The following is a 20791-nucleotide window of genomic DNA, read 5'->3' on the forward strand; positions in this document are numbered from 1 at the left end:
TGCTTTATCGCTCTTTAACAATATGGATTCGAATTAATTCGAGATATGTCTTGTACTGTAGTACAAGCGCCAATGGCGAAAAATCTTATCGAACTCTCGTCCTTACCAGACGCCTTCGGGTTATATGGTCAAGTGACGAAGCGTGCACGGTGGATGCCTTGGCAGTCAGAGGCGATGAAAGACGTGGTAGCCTGCGAAAAGCTTCGGGGAGGTGGCAAACAACCTTTGATCCGGAGATATCTGAATGGGGAAACCCACCCAGTTTACTGGGTATCTTTTAGCTGAATACATAGGCTTTAAGAGGCGAACTCGGGGAACTGAAACATCTAAGTACCCGAAGGAAAAGAAATCAATTGAGATTCCCTTAGTAGCGGCGAGCGAACGGGGACTAGCCCTTAAGTTGGTTTGGTGTTAGCAGAAGGCCCTGGAAAGTGCCGCCATAGTGGGTGATAGCCCCGTATGCGAAAGCGCCTTATCAATGAAATCGAGTAGGACGGGACACGTGTTATCCTGTCTGAACATGGGGGGACCATCCTCCAAGGCTAAATACTCCTGACTGACCGATAGTGAACCAGTACCGTGAGGGAAAGGCGAAAAGAACCCCTGTGAGGGGAGTGAAATAGACCCTGAAACCGTGTACGTACAAGCAGTGGGAGCGGTTCTTGAGACCGTGACTGCGTACCTTTTGTATAATGGGTCAGCGACTTAATTTCAGTAGCAAGGTTAACCGTTTAGGGGAGCCGTAGGGAAACCGAGTCTTAATAGGGCGTTTAGTTGCTGGGATTAGACCCGAAACCGGGCGATCTATCCATGGGCAGGTTGAAGGTTGAGTAACATCAACTGGAGGACCGAACCGACTACCGTTGAAAAGTTAGCGGATGACCTGTGGATCGGAGTGAAAGGCTAATCAAGCCCGGAGATAGCTGGTTCTCCTCGAAAGCTATTTAGGTAGCGCCTCATGTCTCACCACCGGGGGTAGAGCACTGTTTCGGCTAGGGGGTCATCCCGACTTACCAACCCGATGCAAACTCCGAATACCGGTGAGTGCAATCATGGGAGACACACGGCGGGTGCTAACGTCCGTCGTGAAAAGGGCAACAACCCAGACCACCAGCTAAGGTCCCAAAGTTATCACTAAGTGGGAAACGATGTGGGAAGGCTCAGACAGCTAGGAGGTTGGCTTAGAAGCAGCCACCCTTTAAAGAAAGCGTAATAGCTCACTAGTCGAGTCGGCCTGCGCGGAAGATATAACGGGGCTAAGTGATACACCGAAGCTGTGGATGCCATTTATGGCATGGTAGAGGAGCGTTCTGTAAGCCGTTGAAGGGAAAGCTGTGAGGCATCCTGGAGGTATCAGAAGTGCGAATGCTGACATGAGTAACGATAATGGGGGTGAAAAACCTCCACGCCGGAAGACCAAGGTTTCCTATCCAACGCTATTCGAGGTAGGGTGAGTCGGCCCCTAAGGCGAGGCAGAAATGCGTAGTCGATGGGAAGCAGGTTAATATTCCTGCACCGGCAGTAACTGCGATGAGGGGACGGAGAAGGCTAGGCGAGCGCAGCGTTGGTTGTCTGCGTTTAAGGATGTAGGTTGGGGGATTAGGCAAATCCGGTCCCCTAAGACTGAGATCTGATGACGAGGTCCCATGTGGACTGAAGTCGTTGATGCCACGCTTCCAGGAAAAGCCTCTAAGCTTCAGGTTACTGCTGACCGTACCCAAAACCGACACAGGTGGTCAGGTAGAGAATACCAAGGCGCTTGAGAGAACTCGGGTGAAGGAACTAGGCAAAATGGTGCCGTAACTTCGGGAGAAGGCACGCTCCTGATGGTGACCCCCTTGCGGGGCGAGCTGTTGGGAGTCGAAGATACCAGGTGGCTGCGACTGTTTATTAAAAACACAGCACTCTGCAAACACGAAAGTGGACGTATAGGGTGTGACGCCTGCCCGGTGCCGGAAGGTTAATTGATGGGGTTAGCGCAAGCGAAGCTCTTGATCGAAGCCCCGGTAAACGGCGGCCGTAACTATAACGGTCCTAAGGTAGCGAAATTCCTTGTCGGGTAAGTTCCGACCTGCACGAATGGCGTAACGATGGCCACACTGTCTCCACCCGAGACTCAGTGAAATTGAAATAGCTGTTAAGATGCAGTTTACCCGCGGCTAGACGGAAAGACCCCGTGAACCTTTACTATAGCTTCACAGTGGACTTTGACATTGCTTGTGTAGGATAGCTGGGAGGCTTTGAAGCGTGGACGCCAGTCTGCGTGGAGCCAATCTTGAAATACCAGCCTGGCACTGTTGAGGTTCTAACTCTGGACCGTGATCCGGTTCGAGGACATTGTGTGGTGGGTAGTTTGACTGGGGCGGTCTCCTCCCAAAGAGTAACGGAGGAGCACGAAGGTACCCTCAGCATGGTCGGAAATCATGCAATGAGCGCAAGAGTATAAGGGTGCTTGACTGCGACACTGACACGTGGAGCAGGTACGAAAGTAGGTTCTAGTGATCCGGTGGTTCTGTATGGAAGGGCCATCGCTCAACGGATAAAAGGTACTCCGGGGATAACAGGCTGATACCGCCCAAGAGTTCACATCGACGGCGGTGTTTGGCACCTCGATGTCGGCTCATCACATCCTGGGGCTGAAGCCGGTCCCAAGGGTATGGCTGTTCGCCATTTAAAGTGGTACGCGAGCTGGGTTTAGAACGTCGTGAGACAGTTCGGTCCCTATCTGCCGTGGGCGTTTGAGATTTGAGAAGAGTTGCTCCTAGTACGAGAGGACCGGAGTGAACGAACCTCTGGTGTTCCGGTTGTCACGCCAGTGGCATTGCCGGGTAGCTACGTTCGGACGGGATAACCGCTGAAAGCATCTAAGCGGGAAGCCCCCTTCAAGATGAGATCTCACTGGGACCTTGAGTCCCCTAAAGGGCCGTTTAAGACTAAGACGTTGATAGGCGGGGTGTGTAAGCGCTGCGAGGCGTTGAGCTAACCCGTACTAATTGCCCGTGAGGCTTGACCATATAACGCCCAAGGCGTTTGGTTGCCGGCTGACAGAAATGCAGCCGGCGAAAAGCACGAGAGACAAGATTTTAGCATTGGCAGGAGCTTGTGCTGCAGACAAGACAAAGCGCGCTTTCAAAAAGCACGCACCCTCGAATTAAGGCACGTAGTGAACAGAGACATCTGATCATTACCAGAATCCATATTGTACAAGTTTTGCTTGGCGACAATAGAGCTGTGGAACCACCTGATCCCATCCCGAACTCAGTAGTGAAACGCGGTATCGCCGATGGTAGTGTGGGGTTTCCCCATGTGAGAGTAGGTCATCGCCAAGCATTTAATAACGGAAACCCCGGTCTCGCAGAGGCCGGGGTTTTTCCGTTATGGATCGACGCTGTCGATGACCCTCACATGGGGCAGGTAAACAGCGCCGCTGGCGGCCGCCTTGCCATGTGATAGTAGGGTCAAAACGGGACTTGTCGAAGCGCAGCTTTGACCCGTTTTGACGACCGCGGCTTCTATTCAATGGGTAAATGGGCCCGCGGGACGGCTCAGGCGCTGCGCCGAGGTATTTAAACAGAAAGGCCTCGGCCTTCGGTTGGGGCGTTTTTGATTGGATGTTTTGCACCGTTTTTCCTGGTATATGCAGTAAAAAGCCTATGGCGGCTTTGCCCGTGGACGGGAACATGCTAAAAAGCCTGCATATTTACAGCAAGGGTAGTGTGAGTCCTATGTACAGTGAAGAAGATATCAGGCGTCTCAGGTGGCAAAGCCGTCGCGGCATGCTGGAGCTGGATGTGCTGCTGGTGCCTTTTGTTGACGAGGCGTTCAGACAGCTGCCGCTGGAAGATCAGGAGCGATTTGAAAAACTGCTGGCGTGCGAGGATCAGGATCTGTTTGTCTGGTTTATGCAGCGCGAGCTTGCGGCGGACCCTGATATTGTCCGGATGGTGAAGATGATACTGGACCGTGTTCAGCCCGCTTGAGGTTGCGATCAAACCGTCCCGGATACTGTGGTGGCTACAGGCTTTGAGCCACCTGGTTGTCGTTGCTCTTCTCGTTTTTTCCGCGCTACCACTTTATGCAGTTGCCTGCCTGGTTGTTCTGGCCGGGTTGAGTCTTTGGCTGGGGCATCGCCAGCGGCGAGGTAATGTGCGGGCGTTGCGCTGGGACGCGGATTTGCACAGTATCGCGCTCTACGTGCCGGAGGATGGCTGGTTCCCGGCCAGCAAGCTGGAATCGATTCTGGTTTGGCGCTGGTTGCTGGTGTTGCGACTGCACGCCGGTGGGCGGCACCGACGGCTGATTTTGGTAGCCGACAGTGTAACGCCAGCAGCATTCAGACGTTTAAGCGTGATCGCCAGGTATGCACCCCTGCAGCTCAATGAACCTGATCAGGCCACTCGTAATTGACCGGTGTCAAAATGGTATCGCGAGCTTCGGCGGCGAGCGTCGGGTAGTCAAGGGTGTAGTGTAGGCCCCTGCTTTCTGTGCGCTGCATGGCTGAGCGAATAATCAGGTCTGATACCAGTGCAAGGTTGCGCAGCTCCAGCAGGTCACGGGTGACGCGGTAATTGCTGTAATAGTCCGTGATTTCCTGCTGCAGCAGGTCAACGCGGTGTTTCGCACGCTGCAGGCGCTTGTTGGTTCTTACGATGCCCACATAGTCCCACATGAAACGGCGCAGCTCTTCCCAGTTGTGAGAGATGATGACGTCTTCGTCCGAGTCGGTCACCTGAGATGAGTCCCAGGCCGGCACGCTGATGCTGCTATCCGGCGAAACGGCCTGGCTGGCGGCGATGTCGGAGGCGACGGCGCTGGCGAAGACGACGCACTCCAACAGTGAGTTTGACGCCAGGCGGTTGGCGCCGTGCAGGCCGGTAAAGGCGGTTTCGCCGATGGCGTAGAGGTTGGGAATGTCGGTGCGACCGCGAATATCGGTAATAATGCCGCCGCAGGTATAGTGCGCCGCCGGCACGATGGGAATGGGCTGGCGGGTGATGTCGATACCGAGTTCCAGGCACTTTTGATAGATGGTTGGGAAGTGCGCCTTGATAAAATCGGCGGGCTTGTGAGAAATATCAAGGTAAAGGCAGTCACAGCCAAGGCGTTTCATTTCGTGGTCGATGGCCCGGGCGACAATGTCACGGGGCGCCAGTTCGCCGCGTTCATCAAATCGCAGCATAAAGCGCTCACCGTCCGGCAGCAGCAGGTGCCCGCCTTCGCCGCGCACCGCTTCGGAAACCAGGAACGACTTGGCCTGCGGATGGTAAAGGCAGGTCGGGTGGAACTGGTTGAACTCCATGTTGGCGACGCGGGCGCCTGAACGCCATGCCATGGCAATACCGTCTCCCGAGGCTCCGTCCGAGTTGCTGGTATAAAGGTAGGCCTTTGAAGCGCCGCCCGTGGCCAGCACGACCTGGCCGGCACGGAACAGCTGCACCTTGCCGGATTGGCTGTCTAGTACATAGGCGCCGACGCAGCGGTTGTTGGGCAGGCGCAACTTGTTGCGGGTGATGAGGTCGACGGCAATGCAGTTTTCAAACAGTGATATGTTGCTGGCTGCCCGGGCCTGTTGAATCAGGGTTTCCTGTACGGCTCGTCCGGTGGCGTCGGCGGCGTGAATAATGCGCCGGTGGGAATGCCCGCCTTCCTGGGTCAGGTGGAAGTGACTGTCTTCACGGGTAAAGGGTACTCCCTGCTTAATAAGCCACTGGATACTGCTGTTGCCGTGGTTCACGGTATATTCCACAGCTTGCTGGCGACTGAGATCTGCGCCCGCAATCATGGTGTCGCTGTAATGGGCCTGGGTTGTGTCGTCTTCATCCAGTACAGCGGCGATGCCTCCCTGGGCAAGCCAGGTGGAGCCGCTGGTCAGCTGTCCCTTGCTCAGAACCGCAACACTCAAATGTGTGGGAAGCTGCAGGGCCAACGTCAGGCCAGCTGCTCCGCTGCCAATGATTAAAACATCATGGATAAGTTCGCTGGTCATGCTTAACCTTGAGAGCCCGAATGCCAAACGGTAATTATGCAATGCAGCACCGGTATGCGTGAACCTTTTGTGTCGGTTAAAGGGATATTTTTCCGATTTGCCCGGAACTAACCATTCACCTCAGGTTCATATGGTTTAGCTTGTGATGCCCGGCTCTTGAGAGGTTGCATTGACGTAGTCGCCACAGCCATACTCACGTCATAAAATCCCCTGCAGTAGGGGAGTAGTACCTTGGAACATAAGGATCTGGAGTGTCAAACGAGAGTCAGAGCGCGATTGACGGGCAGCTGGTGAAGCGTGTGCAGGCGGGTGACAAGGGGGCCTATGATTTGCTGGTGAAAAAGTACCAGCACAAGATTATCGGTCTGATTGGACGTTATGTGTATGACCATCACGAAGCGCTGGATGTGGCCCAGGAAGCTTTTATCAAGGCGTACCGAGCCTTGCCGAAATTTCGCGGTGACAGCGCTTTTTATACATGGTTGTACAGAATTGCGATCAACACTGCCAAAAATCACCTGGTTGCCAAGGGGCGCCGTCCACCGGATGTCGATGTGGCGGTGGAAGATGCGCATTATTTTGGCGGAGACAGCGAGCTCAAGGATATTGAAAGCCCCGAGAACAACCTGTATCGGGACGAGCTGGAAACCATCGTTAAGCGTGTACTGGACAAGCTGCCCGAAGACCTTCGGGTTGCGCTGACGCTACGCGAATTTGATGGTTTGAGTTACGAAGATATCGCCAATGTCATGGATTGCCCGGTGGGAACGGTTCGTTCCCGGATTTTCAGGGCGCGAGAGGCGATCGATAAAGAGATAGTGCCTTTTCTTGCGGACTAACGGACAGCTCGCCGGGAGCATGATGAGAATGTGTTTGAGGGAAAACCATGAGTGATCAGTTCAACGATACCCTGTCGGCGCTTGTGGACGGTGAAGCCAGTGAGCTTGAAGCACGCCGGCTGCTCTCCAGGCTCGGTGAGCAGCCGGCACTGGGTGAAAAGTGGCGTCGCTACCATCTGACGCGCTCGGCGCTAAGAGGTGAGCGGGATACGGCCATTGTGGATATCAGTGCCGGCGTTATGGCGCAGATTACCAGTACCGTAGTGGAACCGGCTCCACTGGCGGATGTACAGGAAGCTCCCTCGCGCCGCGCAGGCGCAGGTAGCTACTGGAAACCGCTGATCAGTATGGCAACTGCTGCCTCTGTCACCGCAGCGGTTATCCTCGGTGTGCAGGGCTTTAACGGTGAACCCGCGAACTCGGTTGCCAGCAGTCAGCCGCAATACCTGTTGCCTTCTCTTGGCAGTTCTGCGGATTTTGTAAAGGCCCGATATGGGCATGAGAGCAGCTATTCGACGCAGGGTCTCCCGCAGGCCGATGTTATCCGGCTATCCCGTGGGCTCGAGCGCTATATCGACCAGCATCAGCATATGCTCGGCGCCAAACAGCCCGGCTGGCATGCCCAGTGGTTGCCGGATGGTTTCAGCAAGGTGCGTCACGAAGTGATGCCTGATGCCGAGGTGATGCTCTTTTCCGACGGGCGTCACTCGGTATCGGTCTGTATTGAACCATTCGGACGCCAGACGGTGGCGGCCGGCGCCGCGCAGTCCAGGGATATGATCGCCGTCGGCAAGCGTCGCGGTGACGACTTTGTTACGGTCGTGGGGGATGTGCCCCTGATGATCGCAGATCGAATTGCCGCTTCTGTTCAGGCGCGCAATTAGGTGCTGCAGGAAGAAGCAGTGGTGGTCGCGGTGGAAGCCGGGAACATCTGGGTTGAGTCTGAGCGTACCGATGCCTGCCAGAGCTGCAGTGCCAGTAAGGGCTGCGGTCAGCGTGTGCTGGCAGAGTACGCCAGCCAGCGTAGCGAACGCCTGCTGATTGATAACCCCCTGGGGCTTGTGGCACGGGTCGGCGACAGGGTCAGTGTCGGGATTGAAGAGGGCAGTTTCCTGCAGGCATCCCTGCTGCTCTACACGCTGCCGCTGATTCTGCTCTTTCTGGGCGGATACCTTGGGTCCTTCTACGGTACGTCCGAATTGCCTGCTATTGCCGGCAGCGTTGCAGGACTGGCGACGGGGCTGCTGCTGGCCCGGGGCGCCGGCCAGCGTTTGGCGCGTTCCTGTCGTTACCAGCCGGTACTAATGAATATTATCTAGTGTGTCTTCAAGGGTCTGAATCCATGCGGTCGATGAAAGTAGTACTCAGCATTCTGTTGTGTCTGGTGTGGTTTCCTGTGCAGGCCGAACTGCCTGACTTTAAATCTCTGGTGAAGGATGCGGCGCCAGCGGTGGTGAATATCAGCACGGTGCCTAAAGAGAAAAGTGCTCAGGCCTCGACGCTGAATCCTTTTGAGGGGCCGGACGCGGAGCAGATTCCGGAGATGTTCAGGCATTTCTTCAAGCAGTTGCCGGAACTGGGAGAACAGCCGCGCCAGACACCGCGCTCGCTTGGCTCAGGTTTTGTGATCAGTGATGACGGCTATATCCTGACTAATCACCATGTGGTGAAAGGCGCCGGAAAAGTGCTTGTCAGGCTCAGCGACAGGCGTGAACTTGAAGCCCAGGTGATCGGCTCCGATGAGCGTGCCGACGTGGCGGTGCTGAAAATTGATGCCACGGGCCTGCCGGCGGTGCGCATAGGATCATCCGATGCACTGGAGGCGGGTGAGTGGGTTCTGGCCATCGGCTCCCCCTTCGGGTTTGATCACTCGGTGACCGCGGGCATCGTCAGCGCGACCGAGCGCGCGCTGGCCAATGAAACCTATGTCCCCTTTATCCAAACCGATGTGGCGATTAACCCGGGCAACTCCGGTGGTCCGCTGTTTAATCTTAACGGCGAGGTGGTCGGCATCAATTCACAGATTTACACCCGTTCGGGTGGCTTTATGGGGCTGTCGTTCGCGATTCCCATCGATGTCGCCATGGATGTCGCCGAGCAGCTGAAGACCCAGGGGCATGTTACCCGGGGCTGGCTGGGGGTCATTATTCAGGAGGTCAGCCGAGATCTGGCAGAGTCGTTCGGGCTGGATAAGCCTGCCGGCGCACTGATTGCCAAAGTCCTGCCCGGAAGCCCGGCGGAAAAGGCCGGCTTTATGGAAGGCGACGTGATCTATCGATTCGATGGCCGGGATATCGATCTGTCTTCCGATCTCCCGCCCCAGGTGGGCCGCGTCAAGCCCGGCGAGACGGTGCCGATCAGCATCGTGCGCAACGGCAAGCACGAACAACTTGATGTCACCATCGAGGCCTTGCCCGAGAACAGTGATCAGCTTGCCGCATCGGGTCATGGTGAAGAACTGAAAAGCAATCGGCTTGATCTGGTAGTGGGTGAACTGGATCCGGAGCGCAAGGAAAAGTGGAACCTGCGCTCGGGCGTGGTTATCCGTGTCGTGAATCCGGGTGCCGGTGCTGACGCAGGGCTTGTAGCCGAAGACGTCATTACCATGGTTAATGGTGAGGTGATCGAAAGCGTTGAGCAATTCGAGCAGGCACTGGAGAACCTGCCTGTCGACCGGCCGGTGCCGCTGCGCATCGTGCGGCGCGGCAGTCCGATGTTTATTCCGCTCAAGCTTGAGGGCTGACGGACAGGGGCCTTTGGGCCCCTTTTGGTTTGAGTGCTGTCATGCTGCCCGGGTTGGCTGCGCGAGGCCCGTGCATTCGATAGCCGCGCTGCGGTAAATACGGTAAACTTCGTCGCTTTGAATTATCGCCCTAACATCCAGGGTCTGCCGATCCCGAGTATCCTACACGTGAGCAATCTCGATCATATTCGCAACTTCTCCATCATCGCCCATATCGACCATGGTAAATCAACCCTGGCCGACCGCTTTATCCAGACCTGTGGTGGCCTGGCTGAGCGGGAAATGGCGGCTCAGGTTCTGGACTCGATGGAGTTGGAACGCGAGCGTGGCATCACGATCAAGGCCCAGAGTGTAACGCTCAACTACCAGGCCCTGAATGGCGAGACCTACCAGCTGAACTTTATCGACACGCCGGGCCATGTCGACTTCTCCTATGAAGTGTCCCGTTCCCTGGCGGCCTGTGAAGGTGCGCTGCTTGTGGTCGACGCCGCCCAGGGCGTGGAAGCCCAGTCGGTGGCCAACTGCTATACGGCGCTGGAGCAGGGCCTGGAAGTCCTGCCTATCCTGAACAAGATGGACCTGCCCCAGGCGGAGCCTGAGCGTGTACGCGAAGAAATCGAAGAAGTCATCGGTATCGACGCCAGTGGTGCTGTAGCCTGTTCGGCCAAGAGTGGCATGGGTGTTGGCGACGTACTGGAAGCCCTGATCCAACACATCCCGGCACCGGAGGGTGAGCTGGACGGACCGCTGCAGGCGCTGATTATCGATTCCTGGTTCGACAAGTACCAGGGTGTGGTTTCCCTGGTGCGGGTCAAGCATGGCGTGCTGCGCCGCAAGGAAAAGGTGCTGGTGAAGTCCACCGGCCTGTCCTACCCGGTGGACCAGGTGGGTATCTTTACACCCAAGCAGACCCCCACTGATGCCCTCAAGGCCGGTGAAGTTGGCTATATCATCGCCGGCATCAAGGATATTCACGGGGCGCCGGTTGGTGACACCCTGACACACGCGAAGACGCCCGATACTCCCACACTGCCCGGGTTTCAGAAGGTTCAGCCGCAGGTTTACGCCGGCCTGTTCCCGACCGACGCGGATGACTACCAGGATTTCCGCGATGCCCTTGACAAGCTGACGCTCAACGACGCTTCGCTGTTTTTCGAACCCGAGACGTCTGATGCCCTGGGCTTTGGTTTTCGCTGTGGTTTCCTTGGCATGTTGCACATGGAAATCATCCAGGAGCGGCTGGAGCGTGAGTACGACCTCGATCTGGTAACCACCGCGCCTACGGTGGTGTATGAGCTTGAGCTCAACACCGGTGAAGTGGTGCATATCGACAGCCCGTCCAAGCTGCCGGATCCTGGGTCGGTGCGTGAAATGCGCGAACCCATCGTGGAAGCCAACATTCTGGTGCCGCAGGAGTTCCTCGGGCAGGTCATCGGTCTGTGTGTGGAAAAGCGCGGTACGCAGAAGAACATGCACTATGTTGGCCGTCAGGTGCAGGTGAAGTACGAGCTGCCCATGGCCGAGGTCGTTCTCGACTTCTTCGATCGGCTCAAGTCGGTCAGCCGCGGCTACGCGTCACTGGAGTACAATTTTGTCCGCTTTGAGGCCGCGCGTCTTGTGCGCATGGATATCCTGATCAACGGCGAGAAAGTCGACGCCCTGGCGGTGATTCTGCACAAGGATAACGCCGAATACCGCGGCCGCCAGTTGTGCGAAAAGATGAAGGAACTGATCCCGCGGCAGATGTTTGATGTGGCGATTCAGGCGGCACTGGGGGGCAAGGTTATTGCCCGCACCACGGTGAAGGCGCTGCGCAAGAACGTACTGGCCAAGTGCTACGGTGGCGATGTCAGCCGCAAGAAGAAACTGCTTTCCAAGCAAAAGGAAGGCAAGAAGCGCATGAAGCAGGTTGGTCGGGTCGAGATTCCGCAGGACGCTTTCCTCGCCGTACTGAAAGTTGACAGTTAAGGACAGACGATGAATTTCGATTTTGCATTGGTGCTGGTGGTCGCGACCTTTCTGGCCGCGATAGGCTGGTGTGTAGACAAGTTCTGGCTTGCACCGGCGCGCAGTGCGCGCATTCAGAAGGCCGAACTGCAGCTCGCGGGTGGTTTGCCGCAGGAAACGCTCAGCAAGCTCAGCCATGTACCAGGCTGGATCGACCTCTCTCGCTCGCTATTTCCGGTGCTCTTCGTGGTACTGGTGCTGCGGTCCTTCCTGGTGGAACCGTTTCAGATCCCGTCTGGCTCCATGCTGCCGACCCTGCAGATCGGTGACTTTATTCTGGTGAATAAATACCACTATGGCTTGCGGCTGCCGGTAGTGAACAGCAAGATCGTCGACCTCAATACCCCGGAGTCCGGGGATGTCGTTGTCTTCAAGTACCCGAAGGACCCATCGGTCAATTACATCAAGCGTGTCATTGGCCTGCCGGGAGATCGTATTCGCTATCAGAACAAGACGTTGTTCGTGAATGGCAAGCCCCAGCCGCAGCAACTGCTGGCGCAGCTTCCCCCCCTCAAGCCGCAGCAGTTACTGCTGGCGGAGAATCTGGACGGCGTCCAGCACCAGGTCTACCATGATGTTGCTGCTAACGGGATCGTCGGTGAGTGGGTTGTGCCAGAAGGGCAGTACTTTGTTATGGGTGATAACCGTGACAACAGTAATGACAGCCGTTACTGGGGCTTCGTACCGGACGAACTGCTGGTGGGCAAGGCGTTTGCCGTCTGGATGCACTGGGAAACCTTTTTCAGTCTTCCGTCCTTCGGTGATGTGCGCCTGATCAAGTAGTTGTGCACCGCTCTGGTAAATAGGGGATTGTCATGATCAAAGCTGCAAGCAAGGAACAGGGTGCGTCTTTTGTTTCCATCCTGATGGGCATGGTTGTAATCGGCATTTTTTTGGCGGTGGGCTTTAAGCTGTTCACGCCCTACAAGAACCATGCGACCGTCAAATCCATAATCGAGAATGTGATTAACGATCAGGACCAGGTATCAAAGGAATTTCGTTCCATTCGGCGCACGATCTATGATCGCTCCATCATCAACCAGGTGCGTGCCGAACTGTCGCGTGACGATTTTCTGAAAATTGAGAACATAGACGGCAAGATCCACTTTGATCTTGTCTACGAAGAGCGGGTTCCGATGTTTTATAACGTGGATGCCGTGGTTAAATTCAATGAGCATTACGAAGTCATAAAACCTTGATCAAACCGACCGCAGACCTTAGCCGACGCCTGGGCTATGCCTTTAACGACCCATCCCTGCTGGAACTTGCACTCACCCACCGCAGCTGCGGCAAGCGCAACAACGAGCGGCTGGAGTTTCTGGGAGATTCCATTGTCAACTTTGTGATCGCCGATGCGCTCTTCCAGCAGTTCCCCCAAGCGCGCGAAGGCCAGTTAAGCCGACTGCGGGCGCGGCTGGTCAAGGGTGAAACCCTGGCTGAGATCGCCCGTGAGCTGAACCTGGGTGACTACCTGCGCCTGGGGTCCGGCGAGCTGAAAAGCGGTGGTTTTCGCCGTGACTCCATCCTGGCCGACGCCACCGAGGCGGTGATAGGGGCCATTTATCTGGACAGCGATCTGGAAACCTGCCGAGGCTTCATTCATGGCTGGTTCAAGGAGCGCCTGCATGAGCTGGACCTGAACGAATCCCTCAAGGATGCCAAGACCCGACTGCAGGAGTACCTTCAGTCGCGGCGCCTGGCCTTGCCGGACTACGAGCTGGTAGCCGTGGATGGGGAAGCGCATTCGCAGACGTTTTTTATACGCTGTCATGTGGCCGGTCTAAGCGTGGCGAGTGAAGGCGTGGGCAACAGCCGTCGCCAGGCGGAACAGGAAGCGGCCAGGTTGGCGCTGGTGGGCTTGCAGGTGGAGAAGGGCGAATGAGCGACGAATTTGACATGCCGGACATGCCGGACATGCCGGACATTCCCGGCGTGCAGGGCTCCGAGTCCTACGACGGTGATCAGCGCTGCGGTTTTGTGGCGATTGTCGGGCGCCCAAACGTGGGGAAATCCACGCTGCTGAACCATATTCTGGGCCAGAAGCTGAGCATCACTTCGCGCAAGCCCCAGACCACGCGTCACCAGATTCTGGGTATCAAGACCGACGAGGATCTGCAGGTTATCTACGTCGATACGCCGGGGCTGCACCGGGAGCAGGGCAAGGCGCTGAACCGGTACATGAACAAGACCGCTGCCGATGCGGTGCGCGACGTCGACCTGGTGGTGTTCGTGGTAGACCGTACAGCCTGGACCGATGAAGACGACCTGGTGCTGGAAAAGCTTACCTGGGTTCCCTGTCCTGTAGTGCTGGTAATCAACAAGGTGGACCAGCTCAAGGACAAGGCCGAACTGTTGCCGCACCTTGAAGTGATTACCGCCAAGCGGGAGTTTGCCGAGGTGATTCCCATCTCCGCCAAGAACGGGCACAACGTGCCCCGCCTGGAAGAGCTGGTGGCACAGCACATGCCTGCCGGCGAGCACTACTACCCGGAAGACCAGATCACCAACCGCAGCTCGCGTTTTGTGGCCGCCGAGCTGGTGCGCGAGAAGCTGATGCGTAACCTCGGCGAAGAAATTCCCTACGGTACCACGGTCGAGATCGAGCAGTTCGTGCAGGATGAATACGGCCTGCTGACGATCAGCGCGCTGATTCTGGTCGAGCGCGAAGGCCAGAAGCGCATCGTGATCGGCGACAAGGGGGCGCGCATGAAAATCATCGGCCGCGATGCAAGGCTCGACATGGAACGCATGTTCGACAGCAAGGTCATGCTCAATCTTTGGGTCAAGGTACGCAAGGGCTGGGCCGACGACGACCGGGCGCTGCGCAGCCTTGGGTATGACGACTGAGCCTTTCAGGTCTGCGGTGAGCCGCATACCGCCGCGCGTGGCCGTTGCATACCCTGATCCGGGGCCTGGCATGAAGATCGAGCGTTTCTGATGGACTATCGCCTCGATGGGCAGGCCGCTTATGTGCTGCATGCCCGTCCCTACCGCGACACCAGCCTGCTGGTGGACTGCTTTACGCTGGAATACGGCAAGGTCAGCCTGGTTGCCCGGGGCGCGCGCCGCCCCGGTTCCCGCTCCCGTGCCAGTATTCAGTGCTTCGTGCCGCTGCAGTTGAGCTGGTCCGGGCGCAGTGAACTGAAAACCCTCAGCCAGGCCGAGGCGGTTGCCCCCCCCGTCTTTCTGCAGGGCAGGGCGCTGTTGTGCGGCCTCTACCTGAATGAGCTGTTGCAGCGCCTGCTGCAGCCGGTCGACCCCCACCCGCAGCTGTATGTCTATTACCAGTACGCCCTGAACGAGCTGCTCCTGGGGCAGGATATCGAGGGCGCGCTGCGTACCTTCGAACGCCGTCTGCTGAGCGAAGTCGGTTATGCGCTTGAACTGAGTGGTCTGGACGCTCAGGCGCTGTACCTGCTGCAGCCCCAGGGCGGTTTTCAGCCCGTTGTTCTCAACCCCTCGACCGAGCGGCAGCGCTGTTTCGGTGGTCAGCAGTTGCTGGCCATTGGCGAAGATGATTATTCAGACCCCCGGACGCGTCGTGCGGCCAAGCGGCTGATGCGCCTGGCGCTGGACCAGCTGCTCGGTGGCAAGGCGTTGAGAAGCCGCGAACTATTTCAGCGTCCTGCCGTGCCTGCGGGCATCAGTGCCGGACACTCTTGAGTAAAAGGAGATATCTGTGATTGAGCCAAGCCGTTTGTTGCTGGGAGTCAACATCGATCATATCGCGACCCTGCGCCAGGCCAGGGGCACCCGTTACCCCGATCCCGTACAGGCCGCCATGCTGGCCGAAGAGGCCGGTGCCGATGGCATAACGGTGCATCTGCGCGAAGACCTGCGTCATATTCAGGAGCGCGATGTCCGCCTGCTGAAGGAAACGCTGCAGACGCGCATGAACCTCGAAATGGCGGTCACCGACGCAATGCTGGCCTTCGCCGAGGAGATTCGTCCGGCCCACAGCTGTCTGGTGCCGGAGAAGCGTGAAGAGCTCACCACCGAGGGCGGCCTCGATGTGGCCGGGCAGGAAGCCAAAATGAAGGCGGCCTGTGATCGTCTGGCGGCAGCCGGTATCGAAGTGTCGCTGTTTATCGATCCCGACCGCACCCAGATCGACGCCACCGTGCGCTGTGGTGCGCCTGTGATCGAGCTGCACACCGGCGCCTATGCCGATGCGACCACGGCGCAGGCGCAGCGTGCCGAGCTGGAGCGCATCCGGGACGCTGCCCGCTATGCCTGGGAGCAGGGGCTGATCGTGAATGCCGGCCACGGGCTGCATTACCATAACGTCGAGCAGATCGCCGAAATCCCCGAACTGAACGAGCTGAATATCGGCCATGGCCTGATCGCTCGGGCACTTTTCGTCGGTTTGAAGGATGCGGTTGCAGAAATGCGCCGGCTGATACTCGAAACCCAGGCGCGGGTGCAACCGCAGCGGGACGCGCTGAGCCGATGATCGCAGGTATCGGTACCGACCTGGTGCAGATCGATCGCATCGCTGCAGCGCTTGCCCGCACGCCGCGTCTGGCCGAGCGGATCCTCAGGCCCGAGGAGCGGGTGGGCTTTGCCGCCAGCCGGGACCAGGCACGCTATCTGGCCAAGCGTTTTGCCGCCAAGGAAGCGGCGGTCAAGGCGCTGGGAACGGGTATTGGCCGTGGCGTGAGCTGGCAGCACCTGGAGGTCAGGCACGATACCCTGGGCAAACCCTGTTTGCAGCTCAGCGGTGGCGCACAGGTGCGAGCACTGGAGCTGGGCATCAGCCGGCTGCACCTGTCCTACAGTGATGAGCAACAATGGGTGGTCGCCTTCGTGGTGGCCGAGCAGGACCGCTAAGGACTATCGGGTCCCGGTTTGCCGACCGGGCTTCCCTGTTTCGTCAAATTACGTACTAGTCACCGGTGACAGACATGACTTCAGAATTTCCCACCATCGAGCACTACATTGGCAAAACACCGCTGGTGCAGTTGCAGCGCCTGCCGGGCCAGACGTCCAACATTATTCTGTGCAAGCTCGAGGGCAACAACCCGGCGGGCTCGGTAAAGGATCGCCCGGCGCTGGCCATGATCCAGCAAGCGCAAGCCCGTGGTGACATTCGTCCAGGCGATACCCTGATCGAGGCGACTTCCGGCAACACCGGTATCGCCCTGGCGATGGCCGCTGCCATCAAGGGCTACAAGCTGATACTGATCATGCCGGACAATTCCAGTGCCGAGCGCAAGTCCTCCATGACCGCCTACGGCGCCGAGCTAATAACGGTGACGGCGGAGCAGGGCATGGAAGGCGCGCGTGACCTGGCCGAGCAGATGGAAGCGGCGGGCAAGGGGCGGGTGCTGGATCAGTTTGCCAACCTGGACAACCCCGATGCGCACTACCTGGGCACCGGGCCGGAAATCTGGCAGCAGTCCCATGGGCGCGTGACCCATTTTGTCTCCTCCATGGGTACCACGGGCACCATTATGGGCACGTCGCGCTACCTGAAAGAGCAAAACCCGCAGATTCAGGTGGTGGGCTTGCAACCCAGTGATGGCTCGCAGATTCCGGGTATCCGGCGTTGGCCCCAGGCTTACCTGCCGAAGATCTTCGACCCTGCGCGGGTGGACCAGGTGCTGGATATCGAGCAGCGTGAAGCGGAAGACTGCATGCGGGCGCTGGCGCGACAGGAAGGCATCTTTTGCGGCGTCTCGTCCGGCGGGGCGGTGGCCGGCGCCCTGCGGCTCTCGGCACAGCTGGAGAATGCCGTGATCGTCTGCATTATCTGCGACAGGGGCGACCGTTACCTGTCGACCGGCGTCTACAGCCAGGGGTGATACTGGCTCGGATCTTGCTGATTCGGCGTATCGAGCCTGGAGACCGCGGGCTCGGCGTTTTCAGGGTCTGGAACTTGCTCGCGAACAAGGGTCATAACGACTAGAATGTGCCGCTTGTTGGCAGGGGGCACCGTCCGCAGGTGGGTGTCAGGCCTTATAGAAGAATAAGAGAAAACGGAATTATGGCAGACCGGCGATACCGGAACGGGCGCGGACTATCCCCCGGCATCCTGTCGACGGTTCCAGCAATATAGGAGTGGCTTTGCCATGGTGAAAGTCAGAGAAGATCATCCCATTCGTGAGGATGGCACCGTGGATCTGGATTTGTGGCTGTTGAATCTGCAGCAGCAGGTCGATATTACCGATCTCAATCAGATACGCGCGGCCTGCGAGCTGGCCAAGGCTTCCGAGCAGCGCGCCCAGGCCGTGAGTGAAGACGATATCTGGTCCAAGAAGAGCCTTGGAAGCTATCGTACAGGCCTGGACATGGCCAGCATACTGGCCGAGTTGCAACAGGATACGCTGACCCTGGTGGCGGCCATTCTGTACCGTGCGGTGCGCGAGAATAAACTCGACCTCAAAACGGTGAGCGAGCAGTTCGGCGCCGAGGCGGCGCAACTGATTGATGGCGTGCTGCAGATGGCCGCCATCGGTACCCGCAAGAACCCCCGCTTTGAAGAAGCGGTGCTCGGCACCGGCGTGAACCAGGTCGATAACGTTCGCAAGATGCTGGTGGCGATGATCGATGATGTGCGGGTCGCACTGATCAAGATTGCCGAGCGTACCTGCGCCATTCGTGGCGTCAAGACCGGTACCCGCCGCAAGCGCTACCTGGTTGCCCGCGAAGTTTTCGATATCTATGCCCCGCTGGCGCACCGGCTGGGAATCGGGCATATCAAGTGGGAGCTCGAGGATCTGTCGTTCCGATACCTCAAACCCAACGATTACAAGGATATCGCCACACTGCTGGATGAGAAACGGCTGGACCGGCAGGAGTTTATCAATGCCGTGGTCGCCAAGCTCCAGCAGGATCTGGCGGCCGTCAATATTCACGGTCAGGTCATGGGCCGGGCCAAGCACATCTACAGCATCTGGCGCAAAATGCAGCGCAAGAACATCGAGTTCAGCCAGGTCTACGATGTCCGGGCGGTGCGTATTCTGGTGCCGGAAACCCGCGACTGCTACACCGCGCTCGGTATCGTGCATGGCCTGTGGCGCAACATTCCCCACGAGTTCGATGACTACATCGCGTCCCCCAAGCCCAATGGCTACCGTTCCCTGCATACGGCAGTCATAGGCCCGGAAGGCAAGGTGCTGGAAATTCAGATCCGAACCCAGGCGATGCACGATGAAGCCGAGCTCGGGGTCTGTGCCCATCACCTGTACAAGGGCACCGACATCAACAGTCGCAGTTCGTCCTACGAGGACAAGATTGCCTGGCTGCGCCAGGTGCTCGAATGGCACGACGACCTGGGGCAGAGCGAAGCCTTCGGTGACATGCTGCGCGGCGATGTCACCCAGGACCGGGTCTACGTCTTTACGCCCGAAGGGCATGTACTGGACCTCCCCCACGGTGCCACGGCGCTGGATTTTGCCTACCGTGTGCATACCGAGATCGGCCATCGCTGTCGTGGCGCCAAGGTCAACGGCCGCATTATTCCCCTGACGCGGGCGCTGAAAACCGGCGATCAGGTCGAGATCATGACCGCCAACGAAGAGCGGCCGCGGCGGGACTGGCTCAATACCAACCTGGGGTATGTCACCACCTCCAGGGCCCGGGCCAAGATCGCGCACTGGTTCAAGGAGCAGGCGCGGGATCAGAATGCCGACGCTGGCCGCCATATCGTCGAGCGGGAGTTCAAGCGCCTGGCACTGGATATCCGGGAAATCAACCTGGAGCAGATCGCCCGGGAGCTGAGCTACCGCCAGGCGGATGACATGTTCGCAGGGCTGGGTGCCGGTGATTTGCGCCTGTCCCAGATCATCAATGCAGCGCAGCGCCAGGTCGAGGTCGACCACGTCGACGAGCAGCTCGACCTGGCCCTGCCGACGGTCAGTAACGCCAGGGTGACGGGCGACGACAGCATCCGTATTCGGGGTGTGGGCAACCTGCTGACCAAGATGGCAACCTGCTGCAAGCCGGTGCCGGGGGATCAGATCGTCGGTTATATCACCCAGGGCCGGGGGGTGTCGGTGCATCGCGAGGACTGCAGCAACGCCCTGGCGTTGCGTGAGCACGAACGCGAACGCATGATCGAGGTGGACTGGGGCGAAGAGGGCGAAGCCACTTACCCTGTGGATATCTTCATCGAGGCCTACGACCGCTCGGGCCTGCTGCGTGACATCATGATGGAGCTGGCCAACAGCAGCCTCAATGTGCTGGCGGCCAATACCCTGACAGACCGCAAAAGCAATGTGGCGCGCCTGACGATCACGGTGGAAATTTCCCGCCTCGAACTGCTCGGTCGCATCATGGACAAGATCAACCAGATACCCAATGTGATTGACGTGCACCGTCAGCGCAGCGGGACTGCCTGACAACAGGCTGGACAGGGAGCGCGGATGGCTACATACGACCTGGACGATTTGCTCACCCTGATGGCGCGCCTGCGCGACCCCGTGGACGGCTGCCCCTGGGATCTCAAGCAGGACTTTGCCAGCATCGTGCGGCATACCCTGGAAGAGGCCTATGAAGTGGCCGATACCATTGAGCGGCAGGACTGGCCGCACCTGAAGGACGAGCTGGGCGATCTGCTGTTTCAGGTGATTTTCTACGCCCGGCTCGGCGATGAAAGTGGTCACTTCGACTTCGCCGCCATCGTCGACAACCTGGTGCGCAAACTGCTCCGGCGCCACCCCCATGTTTTTCCGGCCGGTACGCTCGCGTCCCGTGCCGGCGACATGCAACGCAGCGAGCAGCAGGTCAGTGCCACCTGGGAACTGATCAAGCAGGAAGAGCGTGAGGGCAAGGCCAGTCCGGGTGTGCTGGATGATATACCGGCAGCGCTGCCGGGCCTGAGCCGGGCGCTGAAGCTGCAAAAGCGGGCCTCGGGCGTCGGCTTTGACTGGAATGATCCGCTGCTGGTGCTCGACAAGATCGAAGAAGAGATCGGCGAGTTGCGCGAGGCCATCGCCCGGGGTGCCCAGGATGAAATTACCGACGAGATGGGCGATCTGCTGTTTGCCCAGGTCAACCTGGCCCGGCACCTGGGCGTGGACCCCGAGACCGCCGTGCGCAGTACCAATGCCAAGTTTGTACGTCGATTTGCGCATATCGAAGACGCCGTAACGGCATCGGGCCGCGACTGGGACAGCTTCAGCCTCGATGAACTGGATGCTTTCTGGAACGAGGCCAAGGTGCGGGGGCTTTGAGCCGCGCCAGATCCATGTACCATACCTAATCCGCTTTCCG

Annotated in this window: 18 protein-coding genes and 2 rRNA genes; 19 read left to right on the forward strand and 1 reads right to left on the reverse strand. The window is 58.2% G+C overall.

From position 1 onward, the window contains the following. Positions 1–126 precede the first annotated feature (126 nt). The 4 genes from KDW95_RS21635 (at position 127) to KDW95_RS21650 (ending at position 4407) form a co-directional block, all read left to right on the forward strand. Positions 127–3014, forward strand: a 23S ribosomal RNA gene (locus KDW95_RS21635). Positions 3015–3213: 199 nt separating this feature from the next. Continuing rightward, positions 3214–3329, forward strand: a 5S ribosomal RNA gene (gene rrf, locus KDW95_RS21640). Positions 3330–3725: 396 nt separating this feature from the next. Continuing rightward, positions 3726–3980: an FAD assembly factor SdhE gene (locus tag KDW95_RS21645; protein ID WP_255853837.1), complete on the forward strand. Its 255-nt coding sequence runs from the start codon at positions 3726–3728 to the stop codon at positions 3978–3980. Beyond that, positions 3964–4407, forward strand: coding sequence for a protein YgfX (locus KDW95_RS21650; protein WP_255853838.1), 444 nt, complete (start codon positions 3964–3966; stop codon positions 4405–4407). The genes KDW95_RS21645 and KDW95_RS21650 overlap by 17 nt, the downstream gene beginning before the upstream one ends. Here KDW95_RS21650 and nadB read toward each other — a convergent pair. Next, on the reverse strand, positions 4376–5986 hold the full coding sequence (gene nadB, locus KDW95_RS21655; protein ID WP_255853839.1) for an L-aspartate oxidase: 1611 nt from the start codon (positions 5984–5986) through the stop codon (positions 4376–4378). The genes KDW95_RS21650 and nadB overlap by 32 nt on opposite strands. A gap of 251 nt (positions 5987–6237) precedes the next feature. Here nadB and rpoE point away from each other — a divergent pair, with 251 nt between their 5' ends. The 15 genes from rpoE to mazG all read left to right on the forward strand — a co-directional run bounded on the left by rpoE (position 6238) and on the right by mazG (position 20751). Next, positions 6238–6825, forward strand: coding sequence for an RNA polymerase sigma factor RpoE (gene rpoE, locus KDW95_RS21660; protein ID WP_255853840.1), 588 nt, complete (start codon positions 6238–6240; stop codon positions 6823–6825). Between the two features lie 47 nt (positions 6826–6872). Then, positions 6873–7709, forward strand: a complete 837-nt coding sequence (locus tag KDW95_RS21665; RefSeq protein WP_255853841.1) for a MucB/RseB C-terminal domain-containing protein — start codon at positions 6873–6875, stop codon at positions 7707–7709. Next, positions 7710–8144 carry a SoxR reducing system RseC family protein gene (locus tag KDW95_RS21670; protein ID WP_255853842.1) on the forward strand — a complete coding sequence of 145 codons (435 nt, stop codon included), beginning with the start codon at positions 7710–7712 and terminating at the stop codon, positions 8142–8144. A gap of 23 nt (positions 8145–8167) precedes the next feature. After that, positions 8168–9568: a DegQ family serine endoprotease gene (locus tag KDW95_RS21675; protein WP_255853843.1), complete on the forward strand. Its 1401-nt coding sequence runs from the start codon at positions 8168–8170 to the stop codon at positions 9566–9568. Positions 9569–9736: 168 nt separating this feature from the next. Further along, positions 9737–11536, forward strand: coding sequence for a translation elongation factor 4 (gene lepA, locus KDW95_RS21680; protein ID WP_255853844.1), 1800 nt, complete (start codon positions 9737–9739; stop codon positions 11534–11536). Between the two features lie 9 nt (positions 11537–11545). After that, positions 11546–12358, forward strand: a complete 813-nt coding sequence (gene lepB / locus KDW95_RS21685; RefSeq protein WP_255853845.1) for a signal peptidase I — start codon at positions 11546–11548, stop codon at positions 12356–12358. Between the two features lie 32 nt (positions 12359–12390). Beyond that, the gene (locus KDW95_RS21690; protein ID WP_255853846.1) at positions 12391–12774 is read left to right on the forward strand and encodes a DUF4845 domain-containing protein; all 384 of its coding nucleotides are present in this window, start codon (positions 12391–12393) and stop codon (positions 12772–12774) included. Continuing rightward, complete coding sequence (gene rnc / locus KDW95_RS21695; RefSeq protein ID WP_255853847.1) at positions 12771–13457, forward strand: ribonuclease III; 687 nt, start codon at positions 12771–12773, stop codon at positions 13455–13457. Before KDW95_RS21690 ends, rnc begins: the two co-directional genes overlap by 4 nt. A 32-nt stretch (positions 13458–13489) precedes the next feature. Continuing rightward, entirely contained in the window at positions 13490–14422 is a 933-nt protein-coding gene (era, locus tag KDW95_RS21700) for a GTPase Era (protein ID WP_255856550.1), read from the forward strand. A gap of 90 nt (positions 14423–14512) precedes the next feature. Continuing rightward, entirely contained in the window at positions 14513–15238 is a 726-nt protein-coding gene (gene recO, locus KDW95_RS21705; protein ID WP_255853848.1) for a DNA repair protein RecO, read from the forward strand. A gap of 16 nt (positions 15239–15254) precedes the next feature. After that, a complete protein-coding gene (gene pdxJ, locus KDW95_RS21710; protein ID WP_370646648.1) occupies positions 15255–16028 on the forward strand; it encodes a pyridoxine 5'-phosphate synthase in 774 nt (257 codons plus the stop codon). Further along, entirely contained in the window at positions 16025–16405 is a 381-nt protein-coding gene (gene acpS / locus KDW95_RS21715) for a holo-ACP synthase (RefSeq protein ID WP_255853849.1), read from the forward strand. The genes pdxJ and acpS overlap by 4 nt, the downstream gene beginning before the upstream one ends. Positions 16406–16479: 74 nt before the next feature. Then, positions 16480–17379, forward strand: coding sequence for a cysteine synthase CysM (gene cysM / locus KDW95_RS21720; protein WP_255853850.1), 900 nt, complete (start codon positions 16480–16482; stop codon positions 17377–17379). Positions 17380–17646: 267 nt separating this feature from the next. After that, positions 17647–19917: a GTP diphosphokinase gene (gene relA, locus KDW95_RS21725; protein WP_255853851.1), complete on the forward strand. Its 2271-nt coding sequence runs from the start codon at positions 17647–17649 to the stop codon at positions 19915–19917. A 24-nt stretch (positions 19918–19941) separates the two neighbouring features. Then, complete coding sequence (gene mazG, locus KDW95_RS21730; protein WP_255853852.1) at positions 19942–20751, forward strand: nucleoside triphosphate pyrophosphohydrolase; 810 nt, start codon at positions 19942–19944, stop codon at positions 20749–20751. The last annotated feature ends 40 nt before the right edge of the window (positions 20752–20791 follow it).

Source organism: Marinobacterium rhizophilum (genome assembly GCF_024397915.1).
Taxonomy (GTDB): Bacteria; Pseudomonadota; Gammaproteobacteria; order Pseudomonadales; family Balneatricaceae; genus Marinobacterium_A; species Marinobacterium_A rhizophilum_A.